This is a genomic window from Pseudomonas bharatica, assembly GCF_048586865.1.
Classification (GTDB): domain Bacteria; phylum Pseudomonadota; class Gammaproteobacteria; order Pseudomonadales; family Pseudomonadaceae; genus Aquipseudomonas; species Aquipseudomonas bharatica.
Window position 1 is genome coordinate 1 of the sequence record NZ_JBMAWR010000001.1, and the last position, 14,531, is coordinate 14,531.

Below are 14,531 nucleotides of genomic sequence, written 5' to 3' on the forward strand. Positions count from 1 at the left end.
GGGACTGCGGCGGTCTTCGATCAGGCGACTTCGGCATCCTTGGTACTGTGCCGATTCACCGGCACCACCAGCCCCAGGTGGTCCCTCAAGGTCCGCCCCTTATATTCCTCCCTGAACAACCCGCGCTCGCGCAGGATCGGTAGCACTTCGTCGGTAAAGCGCGCAAACGCCGCCGGCGCGCCGACGTGCACGTTGAATCCGTCCACCGCGCCTTCCTTGAACCAGCGTTCGATCTCGTCGGCCACCGTTCGCGCCGATCCGGCGAAGCCGGTAAAGGGCCGAGCGAACCTGAGCGCTGTCTCGCGCAGGGTCAGGCCCTGTTCGCGGGCCACCCGCTTGATCTTCTCGGCATGTCCGCGATAACCATTGCTGCCCAGGTCACCCAACTCCGGGAACGGCTCATCCAGCGGGTACTGGCTGAAGTCGTGGTAATTGAACGGCCGCCCCAGTTGCACCAGCGCCTTGTTCAGGTCCAGCTCGCCATGCCTGGCCTTGAGGATCGCCTGTGCCTCTTCATCGGTATCGGCAATGATCGGCGTGATCCCCGGGAACACCAGTACCTGCGCCGGATCGCGCCCGGCCTGCGCCGCCCGGCGCTTGATGTCGGCGTAGTACTCGCGGGCATCGTCGAAGTTGTCGACCCCGGCGAAGATCCCTTCGGCAATGTGCGCGGCCAGCCCTCGACCGGACTCCGACACCCCGGCCTGGAAAATCACCGGCTGGCCCTGGGCCGAGCGCGAGATGTTCAGCGGCCCGGCGACCGAGAAGAACTCGCCGCGATGGTCCAGTCGATGCTGCTTGGACGGATCGAGGAAGCGCCTGCTGGCCCGATCCCGCGGGAAGGCATCGTCCTCGTAGGAGTCCCACAGCCCCTGGACCACCGCCACGTGCTCATGGGCGCGGCGATAGCGCTCGCCGTGGTCGATATGCTGCTCGCGGCCGAAATTGCCGGCGGCGCCTTCCAGTCCGGTGGTCACCACGTTCCAGCCGGCACGGCCATGACTGATGTGGTCCAGCGAGGCGAACTGGCGGGCGACATTGAAGGGCTCCGTGTACGAGGTGGTCAGGGTCGCTACCAGGCCGATCCGGTCCGTGGCGCCGGCCAGCGCGGAGAGCAAGGTCAGCGGCTCCAGCCGATTGAGAAAGTGCGGCGCCGAGTCCGGGGTGATGTAGGGGCTGTCGACGATGAAGACGAAGTCGAACTTCGCCGCTTCGGCCGCCCGGGCCTGCTGCTTGTACCAGTCGATATCGATGCTCGCGTTGCCGGGAATGCTCGGGTCCAGCCATTCCTGCTGATCGGTGCCGACACCGGTGAGGATCGCGCCAAGGTGCAATTGCCGTGTGCTCATGCTGCAACTCCTGTAGTTGGTGAAGAAGAAGGGCTCAGGCCCAGGCGTGGCGGACTACCAGGCCATCGGCATCGAGGGCGGCATCCACCGCGTCGATGATCGGCTGGGCTTCGCTGCGCACCAGCCAGTCGGGGCTGACCTCCGCGAACTGCACCCGGCTATCGCGGCCGATCACCACCACCGTGGGCTGCGGCAATTCCCAGGTGCCAGTGCCGGTCACGGCGCCGATGCTGCTGCCCTTGGCCAAGGCGGCCTGGCGCGATGCTTCGTCGAAGCTGTAGAGCACGCCGAAGCGGCGGCCGAGCCGGTTGTCCGGGTCGCTGGCGACCTGCAGGGTCAAGCGGTGCTTGTCGCGGATGTCCACCAGGCGCTCCGGCACCTGCGGGCTGATCGCGACCAGCGGCACGCCACGACGCTGCAGGGCCGGTTGCAGGTTTCGCTCGTAGTAGGGAATGGCGATATTGCATGCCGGACAACCAGCGAAGCGGAAGAACACCAGCACGGCAGGTCCGTTCTCCAGCAACTGGTCGAGGGTCACGGAGCCACCTTCGACCTTGAGCAGTTCGAAGGGCTCGACGAGGTCGCCGGCCTTGATGAAGCGCTGCGGATCGGCTTCGTCCACCAGGCGCTGGCGCTGGTCGATGTTGACCTTGAGGGCTTCCGGGGCCCAGGTGCGCACGCGTTCGGCATGCAGTTCGGCAAGCAGGTGATTGAGGGATTCACTCATGGCGTGGTCCTGTGTCGGGGGAAGGGGTGGCCAGCGCCCGGGCGAGCGCGAAGATATGCTCCATGCGCCAGTGCTGGTTGTCGTAGCGCGGGTCGTTGGCGAACTCGTCCCAGCCGGAATCGCGGCGATATTGGCCAGGCAGGTTGCTGGCCAGGACCTGCGCGGGGTCGAGGCTGACCGGATGTTCGCAATCGGGGTGTACGTAGAGCGCATCGCTGGCGCAGTACAGCTCGCACATGAAGCAGGTCTGGCAGGCGCCCTGGTTGGCGATGCGCGGTTTGCCGTCGCTGCCGAGGGCGAGGACATTGGTGGGGCATACGCTGATGCATTGGCTGCAGCCGCTGCAGCGGTCGCTGAAGATCAGTTCGATCATGCCGGGGTCTCCACGGCGCGCGTGACCGGGTCGTGACGGACCCAAGGGCTGTCCAGTCCGCCGCTGCGCAGGTGCACGTCGAAGCGGTCGTGTCGTTGCGGTGCGTCGGTGCGCTGGTGGATGCCGCGGCTTTCGTTGCGGGCGAGGGCGCTGGAGTAGCACCAGCGGGCACTGGCCAGCAGGGCCTGGGTTTCCCGCCGGCGCAACAGGCTGTCCGGGTCGCTGTGGGGAGCGTTGCCGCGCAGGCGGTCCCAGTGGCTGTCCAGCGTCAGCAACGAGCGCTGCAATTGGGCGCCGGTGCGGAACAGGTTCTTGTCGTACGGATGCAATTCGTTCTGCACGGCCTGGATAGTCTCGCGGTAATCGGCGTCGGCAGCGGGAATCGAGGTTTCAGCGTACCGTGCCACGGTACGTACCACCGTACGATTGGCTTTTGCGTATTGCGCAGCACCGCTTCCCGCCCATTGCCCGCTGGACAGCGCCCACGAGGAATTCACCGCGCCGCCGCCCGAGATCGCGCCGGTCACCGTTTCGCGGCTGGCGGCATCACCGGCGGTGAACAGGCCGGGCACGGTGGTCTGGCAGTGGTCGTCGGTCACCCGCAGGCCGCCGACACCGCGAATGGTGCCTTCGCCGTGCAAGGTCACGGCGAACTTGTCGCGGTAGGGGTCGATTCCCAGGCGATCGAACGGCAGCATCAGGTTCGGCTGCACATAGGGCAGGCGTGCGCGGATGTCGGCGGGAATCCGGTCCAGGCGGCAGTACACCGGCCCGCGCAGCAGATGGCGGGCAAGGGCGTTGTTGAATTCAGGGCCCTGGGGAATATCCAGCTCGCGTCCGGCGGCATCGAAATAGCGGCCGAAGGTGTAGACCATCGAGCGGGTCATGGTGCTGCCGGCCGGGGCGATGCAGTAGTAGGCGGAGAACTCCATGCCCGACAGCTCGGCGCCGGCTTCCACGCCCATCAGGTAGCCGTCGCCGGTATTGGTATGGCTGCCGAGCAGGCGTGACAGGAAGCCGCAGCCGCCGGTGGCCAGCACCGTGGCCGGGGCCGTTACCTGCCACTCGCGGTTGAGCTGGCGCTGCCAGCCGCGGGCGCCGGCCAGCTCGCCGGATTCGCTGCGCAGCAGTTCCAGGGCCGGGCTCTGGTCCAGCAGGGTGACGCCGTGCTCCAGCGCAAGCTGGCGCATGGCGCGCATATATTCAGGGCCGCGCAGTGCACGGTACTGCTTGCGTCCCTGCTCATCGCTGGGGAAATGGTAGAGGCGGTCCAGTTGCGGCAAGGACTGCCAGGTGGTGTCGAGGATGCGCGCCATCCAGCGCGCGTCGCCCAAGCCTGCGGCACTCTCGACGCGCTTGCCGATCGCGGCCTGGCGCTGGTCGGGCGGCACCCACCAATGGCCGGGCCCGGCGCTGGCGGTCACGCCGCTGGTGCCGCACCAGCCTTTTTCGGCGAGCACCACCTTGGCGCCTTCGCGGGCGGCGGCGACGGCGGCCCAGGTGCCAGCGAGGCCACCGCCGATCACCAGCACATCGGCAGCGAGCTGGAGCGGGGCGGGGGCGTTGCGAAACAGGGGGATCATTGGCGCATTCACTCCGGCTGAGGTCGTTGGGGACGGCCTCCGCCGGGAATGGGGTCGGGTCTTGGGATAGAACGATAGGCGCGCGAGCAGGTGGGAGGGAAAGGCTTTTTGGTTCTAAGCTAATTATGCGAGTTATGTATTTATTGGCTTTTCAAAATCAGGAATAAGTATTTTTATTGAGCGCCGCGGACCTTGTGGGAGCGGGTTCACCCGCGATTACCATATTGAATTCACCGCCGTAATCGCGGGTGAACCCGCTCCCACAAGGTCCGCAGCGCTCTCTCGAAAGGATAGTGTCTTTTTGCTATCATTTGCCCACAAATAATATCCAGTGCTCTGCGCAAGCGAGTTGTACTAAGGATCCCGAGTCCCATGGCGTTATTCCTGCAAAAGCCGGTGTTCTGGAACACCAACAACTACATCGCGCCGTCCGGCGGCTTCGCCACCAGTGGCTTCGCCCGGGAAAACGGCTACGGCCACGAAGAATGGAACAACTCGCCACGCCTGCTCCTGCGCCAGGGCAACCAGCGTTACCGGGTCTTCCATACCGAGGGCGCCGGTGCGGCGCCGCTGGTGGAAAACGCCGGCCAGACCTTCGTGTTCATGACCGCCGCGCACAACGGCATCCTGCAACTGGTAGGCGTCGCCGGTAACGCCGTCGGCCTGTTCGACGAACGCCTGCTGGGGCAGCGCCAGCAGATCGTCGACAAGCTCGCCCTGCAGGAACTGTGGGAAGAAGCCTGGGCCGTGACCAAGGTCCGGCGTATCCACGAGGATGACCGCCACCACTTCCTGCGCAACTGGAAACAGAACCTTCAGCGTATTCCCGCCTGGATCTGCCCGGAAGAGTACTTCTGGTGGTTCGACGAGCCCGTCACCCTTGATCTGCGGGCGATCAATGGCGCGGAGAAGCTGGCGTCCGCAGGCACCAGCGAGCTGGACCTGGCCCTGGTGGGGCGGATCATGGATGCCATTCCCGCGTCGCAGCGGGGCGAGCGCTGGGCGCGCTTGATCGACGCCATCCACTGCGCGCCGAGCGAACCGGTGGCGGCCTCGGACCGGGATGCGCTGCTGGAAGGCCGCGAGCCGGTGACCGAGCTACTGACCCACCTTCAAGCCCGCCGCGGGCGCGGCAAGTTCCGCCAGGACCTGCTGGAAACCTGGGGCGGAGCCTGTGCGGTGACCGGGCTGGCCTGCGCCGAGGTGTTGCGTGCCTCGCATATCAAGCCCTGGGCGGTGGCGACGGCGGCGGAGCGGCTGGATCCGAACAATGGGTTGTTGTTGTCAGCGAATCTGGATGTGCTGTTCTATCGCGGGTTGATCTCGTTCGATGAGCAAGGGCGGATGCTGGTGTCGCACTGGTTGAGCGCTGGTCATCAAGAGGCATTGAATTTACCGCAACCTTTACGTTTCGTACCGTATGGAATGCCTAGCTATCTAGCGTACCACCGCGAATACATTTTCAGCGGTGATTCCCTGCGGCTAGGTGGCTCTAACGCTTAATATTCGAAAGGAATAGGGATGCTTAAGATAGCTGCTCTTGATGGACAGCGTATAGTGAAGCTGCTCACCTCCATAGTGCTATTCGCTGCTGTACTGTTGTTTTTGGTTTTTGGTCTGTATTTTTTTAAGTTTGGATCTATGGAGATGCTTTTAAGCGCAAAGAAAGCGGAGTGGGGCACATTTGGTGACTTTGTCGGCGGCACGCTCAACCCGATTCTCAGCTTTTTAGGACTAATTGCCCTGCTGTTGACGATTGTGCTCCAAAGCAACGAGTTAGAGTTGACTCGAGAGGAGCTGGCGCGAACTGCTGACGCGCAGGAAAAGACCCAGGCGGTTCTGGATGAGCAATCGAGAACTCAGATAAAGCAGCAATTTGAGGGTACGTTGTTCTCGTTGCTCGATCAGCACAACCGGTTACTAAATGAAATCAGTGTCCCACGGGGCGATGGTTTAAGCTTGATTCGTGGTACGCTGAATAGTTTGCTGGAAATAAAAGGAAATATCGCGGATGGCGGTGATTCTGCTTATTTCCGCTTCAGGCAGGTCATAACCTACTTGAACGTAGTTCGCGAGGTATTGAAGTTCAATTTTCATAATGCGCCTGAGGGTGAAATTGGGCCGCATTTCGTAGGAAATATTGAAGAGGCATCTTATCCTACTCGGGGTGAACGATTTTATGCGGATATCATCAAGGCGCATTTGAGTGATGAGGCGGCTCTCTTGATATCCATCTACGGTGCTTATTCTGCGAGATCAGACGATGCCTTGGGGTATTTGTACGCGATTGTAAAGCGTTACGATATTGCCCAGGAAATCAGGCTGCTGCCTGATAGTCCTTATTTGGATATCCTGCTGGAAGTACAGGGCGAGTATCAGGATGATTTTTCTTGAAAAATTGCATTTTCAAGGTGTTTTCTCAGGTCGCTTCGTGACAGTGCAGGTACCCTGCTTGGGCAGTTGAAGAGGTCGACATATAAAGACGCATGCCGAGCATGCGTGCAGGATGACAGCCTGTTGCTTTGCCGTCGAGGGGGATGAATGTTTGTTGTTGAGTCGCTTGATATATTGGTCAGCCATGAATTTCTCGCCTCTTTGATGATCATGCCGATCGGGCTGATTTTCTCCTGTTATGTAGGTTGGCTGCTCTGGTCGAAAAGAAAAGACAGGGATCTGATGGCGTGGCTGGACTCCACGTGGCATGTCTTTATGTTGCGTGTGTTCAACGTTCGGCTTGCCCGCATTGTTTTGCTGATGAGCGTGGTGCCGTCGTGGCTGATATTCATACAATTGCTGCTGCAGTTGCTGCTGGTTGGTTTATTTGAGTATGAATCGCTGCACGCTATTCCTGCCCAACACTATCTTCCAATCGATCTTCTGTGCTGGTCCGCAGGTACCGGTCTTTTGTTGTATCTGGTTCTGGGGCCGAAGGGCTTACTCCTACCCGTCGGCAACGGTCAGTCGCTCAGCTTCGACCGTAAGGCGACCATTGCTATCCATATCAACGACAAGAAGCCAAACATCGTCGAAGAGGGCGACAAGCTAATCCCGTTGATTAGCAAGCTTCGGGCCATGGGTGTGGGCCAGCGAATCATGGTCAAGAGCTGGCTATGTGTTACTCGTCCTCCGTCCGCTGACGCATACGTCATCGGAGTTCGGCGTATATTCCGGCGGATGTCGGATATCTCATTGTGGCCGGCCGGCTACCTGTCATGGGTCTCGCGCCTGTTGCGCCCGGCCAAGCGTGGAGAGACAGGGCGAATCAATGTTCTTTTCAACCCCCTGCGCTGGTTTTTGCGCTTGCTGTTGAGCCTGTTCTACATCCTCTTGGCGAGCCCGGTCGCTTGGTATCGGATCAGGCAGGTTCCTGCCCCGGGACTGATGGCAAGCACGCTTGAAGGCATGGCTGGAATCCGGGAAGCCCTTGGAGAAGCGGTAACACCGCTTGACCCAACCCCTGTACCGTTGTTCCTATTCATTTCCATGAGTCGCGGGCTTCCCCACATTCATCCGAAGTTCGCCGGCTGGCATGGTGGTTTCATCGTTGGTCCGGCAGGGGCAATGCAGCCCAGGGCCTCAGCGGCGACTGATGATCCAGCGTCGGTATAGCCGGGCCTGCCACGCGTTACTGAGTTGCTGGACAAGCAACGCCCATGGTGGGGCTACGTGCGGCCGCGTGTGTTTACCCCGACTGAGCTGGCGTAATTGGAACTTCACCGCCGCCATGTTTGCCTGCGAGGCCAATACCTTGTTCTTCCAGGTAACAGGGCGCAGTGCCGGGACGTTGTCCCGCCCTTGCTGCCATTGGCGCGGCAGGTCGGGTTCGATGGCCAGGGCCGTACCGATCCCGGCCATGGCCACGCCGGAGGCGATCACCTGTTCGGCCACCGGGCGACGCCGGATGCCGCCGGTCACCATCAGCGGCATTTTCGCCACACCCTGCAGATCCCGGGCGAAGTCGATGAAATAGGCTTCCCGGGCCAGGGTCCGGCCATCCCGGGCTACGCCCTGCATCGCCGGTGCTTCATAGCTGCCGCCCGACAATTCCACCAGGTCCACGGGCAGTTCGTTCAGGCGCATCACCACCTCGCGGGCGTCCTCGGCGCTGAAGCCGCCGCGCTGGAAGTCCGCGGAGTTGAGCTTGACTGCCACGGTGAAATCCTTCGCGACCACGGTGCGCACGACGTTCACCACTTCGATCAGCAGGCGTGCGCGGTTCTCCAGCGAACCGCCCCATTGATCCGTGCGCTGGTTGCTCAGGGGCGAAAGGAACTGGCTGAGCAGGTAACCGTGCGCCGCATGGATCTGCACGCCGTTGAAACCGGCCTGCTCGGCGAGGCGGGCAGTGTTGGCGAAGCGCTGGATCACCTCGGCGATCATTGCTTGGTCCATGGCCCGGGGCGGGGCGAAATGCCGCGACATAGTGCCCAGCGCCAAGGGCACGGCCGAGGGTGCCCAGGCCGGTTGGCCGAGATTGGCTGGCATCTGTCGCCCGGGATGGTTGAGCTGCAGCCAGAACTGCGCGCCGCCAGCCTGTCCGGCACGGGCCCAGTGGCGAAAGCGTTCGAGTTGACGGTCGTCCTCCAGCACCACGCCACCGGGGCCGGTCATGGCGCGGCGATCGATCATCACGTTGCCGCTGATCAGCAGCCCGGCACCACCTTCGGCCCAGGTCCGGTACAGGCGCAGCAGCCCGGCAGAAGGGGCATGGTCGGCATCGGCCATGTTTTCTTCCATGGCGGCCTTGGCCAGGCGATTGGGGAGCACGCTGCCGTTGGGCAGGGTCAGGGGCGTGAACAGGTTCATAAGGGGACTCCACGGTTGGTCGTGGCCTCACCTTAGGTTTAAAGTGAACTTTAAGGTCAAGCACTTTGCTGCGGGGTGGTGAATGAAAATCGGCGAGTTGGCGAAACGTAGCGGGTTATCGGCGTCGAGGATCCGTTTCTACGAGTCCAGCGGCCTGCTGAGCACGGTGGAACGTACGGGCAATGGTTATCGCAGCTATGAGGCGGATGCGCTGTGGATGCTCGAACTCATCACCGGTGCGCAGCGCGCCGGGTTTTCCCTGGACGAGATCCGCAGCCTGCTGCCGACTTCCGGGGGCGCCTGGCCGCAGGAGGAACTGCTGGCCGGGCTGAGGCGCAAGGTTGCGGAGATCGAGGTTTTGCAGGAACGCCTGGCGCGCAACAAGGCACAGTTGCTGGTAGCGATCGAGGGCATCGAAAGCCGGCCGCAGGGCCAGGCCTGCTCGGAGAATGCGCAGCAGGTGCTGGAGCGGTTGCGCAGCAAGCAAAAAGCCTAGTCCTCGTTGCGACTGGTGCCAGTGCGGTCACGTTCGAAATGCTTGACGCCGGGAAATTCCGGGAGCCAGTTTTCCCGGCGTATCACCCAGAGTTCGTAGGTCGGCTTGAACTGGCTGGGTGCATCCAGCGAGCCGATATTCAGCTCGACTTCATCGCCGCTGCGGGAAAACACCGGGGAACCGCACCTGGGGCAGAAATGGCGATTCTGGTAGGTGCCGGTCTGGCCGGTGACGCTGACGGCGGTTTCGGGGTAGATCGCCGAGGCGTTGAGCAGGGCGCCGTGGTGCTTGCGGCAGTCCATGCAATGGCAGAGACCAACGCGGTAGGGCTCGCCGCGGGCTTCGAAGCGGACCTGGCCGCAGAGGCAGCCGCCTGTGATGGGGGACATGACCAGCACCTTTGTCGGGGAGTGATGGTGTTGGGACTCCGGCAGATTTGTGGTGTTCATTCGGGCCAATCGCTGGCAACGCCAGCTCCCACAGAGTCCGCGGCGGACACTGACTCCAGAGTGACTCAAAACCCTGTGGGAGCCGGCGTTGCCGGCGATTGGCCCTGAAGACCTGCGCCGATCAGCCCGCCAGCGTCCCGTTATCGATCACGAACCGGTACTTCACATCCCCCTTCAACATCCGCTCGTAGCTCTCGTTGATCTGCTCGGCCCTAATCAGCTCGATATCCGAGACAATCCCGTGCTCGGCGCAGAAGTCCAGCATTTCCTGGGTTTCCGGGATCCCGCCGATCATCGAGCCGGCGATGCTGCGGCGCTTGAAGATCAGGTTGAACACGTTCGGTGACGGGTGGTTGGTGGCCGGGGCGCCGACCAGGGTCAGGGTGCCGTCGCGCTTGAGCAGGACCAGGAAGGCATCCAGGTCATGGGGCGCGGCGACGGTGTTGAGGATCAGGTCGAAGGATTTGCTGTGCGCCGCCATTTCCGCCCGGTTGCGCGACACCACCACTTCATCCGCACCCAGCTCTAGCGCCGCCTCGCGCTTGGATTCCGAGGTGGTGAAGGCCACCACATGGGCGCCCATGGCATGGGCCAGCTTGATGCCCATATGCCCCAGGCCGCCGATGCCGACCACACCCACTTTCTTGCCCGGTCCGGCACCCCAGGTGCGCAGCGGCGAGTAGGTGGTGATGCCGGCACAGAGCAGCGGCGCGACGGCGGCCAGTTGCTCTTCGGGGTGACGGATGCGCAGGACATAGCGCTCGTGCACGACGATCTGTTCGGAATACCCGCCCAGGGTCCAGCCCGGGGCATCCGGCGTCGGGAAGTTGTAGGTGCCGATCATGCCGTCGCAGTAGTTCTCAAGGCCTTCGTCGCAGTCGGCGCACTGCTTGCAGCTATCGACGATGCAACCGACGCCCACCAGGTCGCCGACCTTGAAGCCGCTGACATGCCCCCCGACGGCGGCGACCCGGCCGACGATCTCATGGCCGGGCACGCAGGGGTAACGGGTACCGTCCCACTCCGAGCGCACCTGGTGCAGGTCGGAGTGGCAGATGCCGCAGTAGGCGATTTCGATACGCACGTCGTGGGCGCCGACGTCGCGGCGGGTGATGGTCAGCGGCTCCAGCGGCTGGTGGCCGGAATGGGCGCCATAGGCGATGACTTGCATGCGCAACTCCTCGGTAGGGTAAGTGACGGTTTCATCTTCAGGGGGCGCCGGGCGCAGCCGGTAACCCGATCCGACCGGGTTCTTGCCTAATCCTTCAGCGCCGCCTCGATCCGGACACGGTGGGAGATGGCGCTTTTCGGGGTCATCACGGCAGCTCCTGGGTAGGGTGGCTGGTTGAGTCTAGACCTTGAGGGCCTCATCGCTGCATAGGTATCTACACATCCCTCAGCCTCATGCGGAGTGCTCTGGCTCTGGCTCTGGCTCTGGCTCTGGCTCTGGCTCTTGCTCTGGCTCTTGCTCTGGCTGTTGCTTTTGATCTGGCTTTTGATCTGCCGCGACTTCAGGAGGCTGAGTGGAGCGCTGATGTAGGGGGTGGAGGGCCATGGATGGCCCGGAAAGCGCCATAGGGCAGGAGCCCGTATGGCGCGGCCCCCGGAAGCAGTGCGGAAGGAAGGAACCCGGAGCGAAGCGTAGGGCCGGATGCAGGAGCGGAGGCCTTTTGCTTACTTTTGGGCCTTTCCAAAAGTAAGCCGCCGTAAGGGCGGAAGGGTGACTCGGGGGCGCTGCATGTAATGGATATGCCCCCGATTTCTGTACCGCCGCTTAGCCCTTAGGTCCTGCTTTTTGTGAGCATATCCATTCACTTTGGTGAAATTTAGTCACCTTTTCGCCCTTACGGCGACTCCCTTTTGGAAAGGCCCAAAAGGAACGGTGCGGCGATCCGACAAAAGGCCTCCCGGCCCGCATCCGGCCCTCCGCTTCGCTCCGGGTCCCTTCCTTCCGCACTGATTCCGGGGGCCGCGCCATACGGGCTCCTGCCCTATGGCGCTTTCCGGCCCATCCATGGGCCTCCACCCCCTACATCAGCGCTCCACTCAGCCTCCTGAAGGCCGGGACAATCAAGATCAAGATCAAGATCAAGATCAAGATCAAGAGCACTCAACATGGAGGCTGAGAGATGTGTAGATACCCATGCTCATCGCTGGCAAGCCAGCTCCCACAGGTCCGGCGGTGTACGCGATCACTGTGGGGCTTGCCAGCGATGAGGCCCTCAAGCACACCATCAATGCTCCTGCATATAACTCAGGGTCATCCTGGCCAGTGCCCGGATCCCCACCGCCAGCGCCCCGTCATCCACCTGGAACCCCGGCGAATGGGTCGGCCATACCGGCTTGTCCGCCAGTGCCTTCGGCGTTACCCCCATGCGCATGAAGATCCCGGGGATCTGCCGCGCATATTCGGCGAAATCGTCTGCGCCGTAGGTGCCGCTATCCACCTTGACCGGCACTGTCGAGACGCTTTCCAGCACCGGCAACAGCCGGTCCACCAGCGCCGTGTCGTTGTAGCCGGCGCGGTAGTTGCCGGGCAGGTAGTCCACCTCGGCACTGGCCCCCGAGGCCTCGGCGATCTTTTCCGCCGTGCGGCGCATGCGCTGCAGCACATCCTCGCGCTGCTCGTCGCTGACCGTCCTGACCGAGCCTTCCAGGCGCACTTCGGCAGGGATGATGTTATGCCGGTCGCCGGCTTCGATCCGGCCCACGGAAATCACCGGCGCCGGCAACACGCTGAGGTTCGACTGGCGGCTGGGGATGGTCTGCCAGGCGAGGATCGTCTGCGCCGCCACCGGCACCGGGTCGATGCCGGTCCAGGGGAAGGCGGCATGGGTCTGGCGGCCCTTGATCCGGGCGACGAAGGTGTCCGCCGCGGCTGTTGTGCGAGTGCGACTCAGGGTGAAACCACCGGAGGCGCCAGCCGTGACATGGATCCCGAAAATCACTGCCGGCGCCGGGTTTTGCAGCACGCCTTCTTCGATCATCTGCTTCGCCCCACCGGATTCGCCCAGTGGCGGACCTTCCTCGGCAGGCTGGAAGATCAGCTTCAAGGTGCCCGACAATTCGTCGCGCCGCGCAGCCAGCACTTCGGCCACGCCCAGGGCCATGGCCATATGGGCGTCATGCCCGCAGGCATGCATCACCCCGACCTCCTTGCCCCGGGTGCGGAAATCGCCACCTTCGTCCTTGGCCCGCACGCTGGAGGCATAGGGCAGGCCGGTCTGCTCGGTCAGCGGCAGGGCATCCAGTTCGGCGCGGATCGCCACCACCGGCCCCGGCTTGCCGCCGCGCAGGATGCCGACCACACCGGTATGGGCGACCCCGGTCTGCACCTCCAGCCCCAGTTCGCGCAGACGCCGGGCAATACGCTCGGCGGTCTGCACTTCGCGGTTGCCCAGTTCAGGGTGCTGATGGATCTGGTGGCGGAGCTCGATCACCCCGGGCAGGGCCTTGGCGATCCGTGTATCCAGGTCGCCCCAATCCTCGGCGGCAACGGCCCCTGACACCAGTAACAATGCGATCCCCGCAAGACGAAACGGCAGCATCCCGGCTCCTCAGTAGGTAAAGGCGATCGGCGGATAGTTGCCGTTCACCAGGTAGTCGCCGATGGCCTTGTACTTGTACGCCACCGCGTCGTGGGTGGTATGGGTACGGGCGTTGCGCCAGTGGCGGTCGAAGTTGTAGCGCGACTGTGTGGTGGCGGCGCCGCCGACTTCGTAGAGCCGCTCGCAGACATGCAGGGCGGCGCGGGTCGAGGCGATCTTGGCTTCGGCCACGGCGATGGAGGAACGGGCGAGCAGGGCGTCCAGCTCCTCACCTTCCAGCAAGCCCTGCAACTGGGTACGAGCGGCCAGATCGACAGTCAGCGCGGCCTTTTCCACCAGCGCCTCGGCGCCATGGATCGCGGCGGAAAGATCGCCCACGGTATGCAGGATGTACGGGTCGTTGCGCGCCTGGTCGACGCCGCTTTCGCGCACCGGCCGCGCCCCCGTGCGCGACCACTCCACCGCATCGTCCAGTGCCGCCAGGCCGATGCCGATATCGATGGCGCAGTGGATCAGCTGGGCGCTGGCGCCGATGTAGTTGCGCCGCTGGTACCACCTGGCCAGGGGAATGACCTGCTCGGGCAGCACCGGCACATCCTTGAGCAGGGTGGTACCGCTGGCGGTGACCCGCTGGCCCATGCCGTCCCAGTCGTCGAGCAGGGTGATGCCCGGGGTATCGGCCGGGAGCATGACGTACACCGCGTCTCCGGCTTCGTCCACCGCCTGGATCTTCAGCAGGTCGGCGAACAGGCAGCCGGTGCTGTAGAACTTGCTGCCGTTGAGCACCAGGCGTTCGCCATCGCGCTCCAGGCGCGTGTGGATTTCGCCGCGGAACTTGCCGCTGCGCTCGGCAATCGCGCCCGAGGACAGGCGGCGTTCGGCGAACGCACCCAGGTAGCGGCGCTGCTGGTCTGCGTCGGCGATCAGGCGCAGGTGTTCCACCGTGGCGAAATGCGGAAACAAGGCCTGGGCCACGCTCGGGTCGGCCTTGGCCAGGGTGATGAAGATCCGTGCCACGTCGAGCTGGCTGACATCGCCACCGCCCAGTTCGACGGGAACACGGGCGGCTCCGAGGCCGGATTGACGGATCAGCTCCAGTTGCTCATGGGGCAGGATGCGCCGCGCATCGCGCTCGGCGGCGCCAGGTTGGATGTGGGTGGCCAGTTCATTGGCCAGTGCCAGGTAATCGGTCATGGGCAT

Annotated in this window: 13 protein-coding genes; 4 read left to right on the forward strand and 9 right to left on the reverse strand. The window is 63.3% G+C overall.

Features of this window, described 5'->3' with window-relative positions:
• Positions 1-20 precede the first annotated feature (20 nt).
• From ACKLLE_RS00005 to ACKLLE_RS00020, 4 genes are read right to left on the reverse strand one after another with little or no spacing between them, the layout of a single operon-like run.
• Positions 21-1,349, reverse strand: coding sequence for an LLM class flavin-dependent oxidoreductase (locus tag ACKLLE_RS00005; RefSeq protein ID WP_420056320.1), 1,329 nt, complete (start codon positions 1,347-1,349; stop codon positions 21-23).
• Between the two features lie 34 nt (positions 1,350-1,383).
• The gene (locus tag ACKLLE_RS00010; protein ID WP_420056321.1) at positions 1,384-2,076 is read right to left on the reverse strand and encodes a peroxiredoxin-like family protein; all 693 of its coding nucleotides are present in this window, start codon (positions 2,074-2,076) and stop codon (positions 1,384-1,386) included.
• A complete protein-coding gene (locus ACKLLE_RS00015) occupies positions 2,069-2,449 on the reverse strand; it encodes a 4Fe-4S dicluster domain-containing protein (protein WP_420056322.1) in 381 nt (126 codons plus the stop codon). Before ACKLLE_RS00015 ends, ACKLLE_RS00010 begins: the two co-directional genes overlap by 8 nt.
• Complete coding sequence (locus ACKLLE_RS00020) at positions 2,446-4,032, reverse strand: FAD-dependent oxidoreductase (protein WP_420056323.1); 1,587 nt, start codon at positions 4,030-4,032, stop codon at positions 2,446-2,448. The genes ACKLLE_RS00015 and ACKLLE_RS00020 overlap by 4 nt, the downstream gene beginning before the upstream one ends.
• 372 nt (positions 4,033-4,404) lie before the next feature.
• Between ACKLLE_RS00020 and ACKLLE_RS00025 the strand changes: the two genes are divergently transcribed.
• The 3 genes from ACKLLE_RS00025 (at position 4,405) to ACKLLE_RS00035 (ending at position 7,641) form a co-directional block, all read left to right on the forward strand.
• Positions 4,405-5,535: an HNH endonuclease gene (locus ACKLLE_RS00025; RefSeq protein WP_420056324.1), complete on the forward strand. Its 1,131-nt coding sequence runs from the start codon at positions 4,405-4,407 to the stop codon at positions 5,533-5,535.
• Positions 5,536-5,553: 18 nt separating this feature from the next.
• Positions 5,554-6,426, forward strand: a complete 873-nt coding sequence (locus ACKLLE_RS00030) for a hypothetical protein (protein ID WP_420056325.1) — start codon at positions 5,554-5,556, stop codon at positions 6,424-6,426.
• A gap of 147 nt (positions 6,427-6,573) precedes the next feature.
• The gene (locus ACKLLE_RS00035) at positions 6,574-7,641 is read left to right on the forward strand and encodes a hypothetical protein (protein WP_420056326.1); all 1,068 of its coding nucleotides are present in this window, start codon (positions 6,574-6,576) and stop codon (positions 7,639-7,641) included.
• Here ACKLLE_RS00035 and ACKLLE_RS00040 read toward each other — a convergent pair.
• Complete coding sequence (locus tag ACKLLE_RS00040) at positions 7,609-8,838, reverse strand: NADH:flavin oxidoreductase/NADH oxidase family protein (protein ID WP_420056327.1); 1,230 nt, start codon at positions 8,836-8,838, stop codon at positions 7,609-7,611. The two genes, ACKLLE_RS00035 and ACKLLE_RS00040, sit on opposite strands and share 33 nt — an antisense overlap.
• A gap of 82 nt (positions 8,839-8,920) precedes the next feature.
• Between ACKLLE_RS00040 and ACKLLE_RS00045 the strand changes: the two genes are divergently transcribed.
• Positions 8,921-9,334, forward strand: coding sequence for a MerR family transcriptional regulator (locus ACKLLE_RS00045; RefSeq protein WP_420056328.1), 414 nt, complete (start codon positions 8,921-8,923; stop codon positions 9,332-9,334).
• Here ACKLLE_RS00045 and ACKLLE_RS00050 read toward each other — a convergent pair.
• The 4 genes from ACKLLE_RS00050 to ACKLLE_RS00065 all read right to left on the reverse strand — a co-directional run bounded on the left by ACKLLE_RS00050 (position 9,331) and on the right by ACKLLE_RS00065 (position 14,525).
• Positions 9,331-9,723: a GFA family protein gene (locus ACKLLE_RS00050; RefSeq protein WP_420056329.1), complete on the reverse strand. Its 393-nt coding sequence runs from the start codon at positions 9,721-9,723 to the stop codon at positions 9,331-9,333. The two genes, ACKLLE_RS00045 and ACKLLE_RS00050, sit on opposite strands and share 4 nt — an antisense overlap.
• A 181-nt stretch (positions 9,724-9,904) precedes the next feature.
• Positions 9,905-10,954 carry an NAD(P)-dependent alcohol dehydrogenase gene (locus tag ACKLLE_RS00055; protein WP_064304812.1) on the reverse strand — a complete coding sequence of 350 codons (1,050 nt, stop codon included), beginning with the start codon at positions 10,952-10,954 and terminating at the stop codon, positions 9,905-9,907.
• Between the two features lie 1,063 nt (positions 10,955-12,017).
• On the reverse strand, positions 12,018-13,331 hold the full coding sequence (locus ACKLLE_RS00060; RefSeq protein ID WP_420056330.1) for an amidohydrolase: 1,314 nt from the start codon (positions 13,329-13,331) through the stop codon (positions 12,018-12,020).
• A gap of 9 nt (positions 13,332-13,340) precedes the next feature.
• On the reverse strand, positions 13,341-14,525 hold the full coding sequence (locus ACKLLE_RS00065; RefSeq protein ID WP_420056331.1) for an acyl-CoA dehydrogenase family protein: 1,185 nt from the start codon (positions 14,523-14,525) through the stop codon (positions 13,341-13,343).
• Positions 14,526-14,531 lie beyond the last annotated feature (6 nt).